Source organism: Enterobacter sp. 301B (assembly GCF_003850715.1).
Lineage (GTDB): Bacteria > Pseudomonadota > Gammaproteobacteria > Enterobacterales > Enterobacteriaceae > Enterobacter > Enterobacter intestinihominis.
In genome coordinates this window covers 1-1,587 of sequence record NZ_PQTC01000061.1, presented here as the reverse complement: position 1 = coordinate 1,587, position 1,587 = coordinate 1, and the positions used below count along the sequence as shown (strand labels likewise).

Here is a 1,587-nt window from a genome sequence, read left to right as displayed (position 1 = left end):
ATCCGGCAGCGATAAAAGCTGCCGCTATCAGACCAATCGGGCTAAGTAGCAGTGAAAGTGCTGCACCCAGTACAGATATTGAGGTCGTGATAATGCTCCATATGGTCGTAAAGCCCGTCAGGCGAAGGGCGAGCATCCCGATGTTTTTGGTCAGCGCACCCAGCGCGGCACCAGGAGCAAGAAATGCCCCCATCAGCGCGCCGCGCATAGCGGGTATGATGGTTGAAACTCCACGCATTTTCCCTGCTAACGAGCCGAGAACTGGCCCCCATCCGCGCACGCTTGCCATTGCCGGGCCGGAAGCTGTGCCGAGTGTGCGCAGAGCGGAAATCGTTCCGGTTATGCCTCTGCCCCCCGTCAGCAGGGTAAAACCTAACTGGAGTTTAGCCAGCGGGCCCATCAGCAGGCCGATCGCCAGCGATGTGCCGCCAATGGCGGCGGTCAGTGCCAGAACGCTACCGCCGACAACCAGCAGGGATTGTGCAAGCTTCGGATTCTCCTTAGCCCACTCCGTCATATTCCCCACAACGTCACTCAGTCCCTGAGTCAGGGCGCGCAGCTGGTTGTTGACGAGATCGTTAATCTGAATACGGAAGCCTTCCCAGGCGCTGTCCAGATTTTTGAGATCGCCATCAAGGTTATCCGCCATTATTTTTGCGGCTTTCTGCGCCTCACCTTTGGCGTTTTTCAGTTCACCCAGCAGCTTCTGAAGTTCGCCGCTCCCAGCCGACATAACCAGAGCCTGGAATGACTTTGACGCCTCTTCACCGGCAATATCTTTGAAGAATGAGAGCTTATCGGTATCCCCGTACTTGCTGATCTTTTTATAGAGATCGGTGAGAACCACTTCAGCAGGGCGCATTTTCCCCGTGGCGTCAGCGACTTCTACGCCCAATTCTTTAAGCGCGGTTTTTGCCCTGCCAGTTGGTGCGGCAAGGCGTGAAAATGTGGCCTGCAAACCTGTACCTGCGATACTCCCGCGCAAGCCCACGTTCGCCATCACGCCGATCATGGCCGTGGTCTGTTCGACGCTCACGCCAAGGTTTGAAAGACCTGTCCCGGCGTACTTCATTGCCTCGCCGATATTTTGCAGATCGGTGTTGGTGCGGGTGAACGCGCCCGTTAAAACGTCACTGACGCGATCCATTTCTTTGGGATCGAGGCGGAACTGAGACAGGATGTTTGAGCTGATATCGGCGCTTTCACCTAAATCCATGCCACCGGCCAGTGCCATATTGAGCACGCCAGGCAGCGCGGCCTGAATAGCCTTCGGAGTGAAACCGGCCATTGCGAGAAACGCCTGACCGCTGGCAGCGTCCGTCGTGGTGAACTGCGTTTCAGCGCCCAGCTTTTTGGCCTGATCGCGGAGTGCCGAAAAGTCTGCTGAGCTTTTATCTATACGGGTCAGCGCCTGCACGCGGGACATTTCCCGGTCAAACCCAACGGCAGGGGATAAGAAACGCCCCGCTACGTAACCGGCAGCAGTGGCCCCGGCAACGGCCATTGTGCCACCACCGCGAAGTTTGCCCGCCGTTTGCTGCATCCGGTCATAGCGCGCACGTGCCTGCGTGACCGCGGCAAGCTGTC

At 57.5% G+C, this 1,587-nt stretch carries 1 protein-coding gene; it reads right to left on the bottom strand.

What is annotated here, in order from left to right:
- A partial coding sequence (locus C3451_RS24075) for a phage tail tape measure protein (RefSeq protein ID WP_124304490.1) occupies nt 1–1,587 on the bottom strand: 1,587 nt, incomplete at both ends.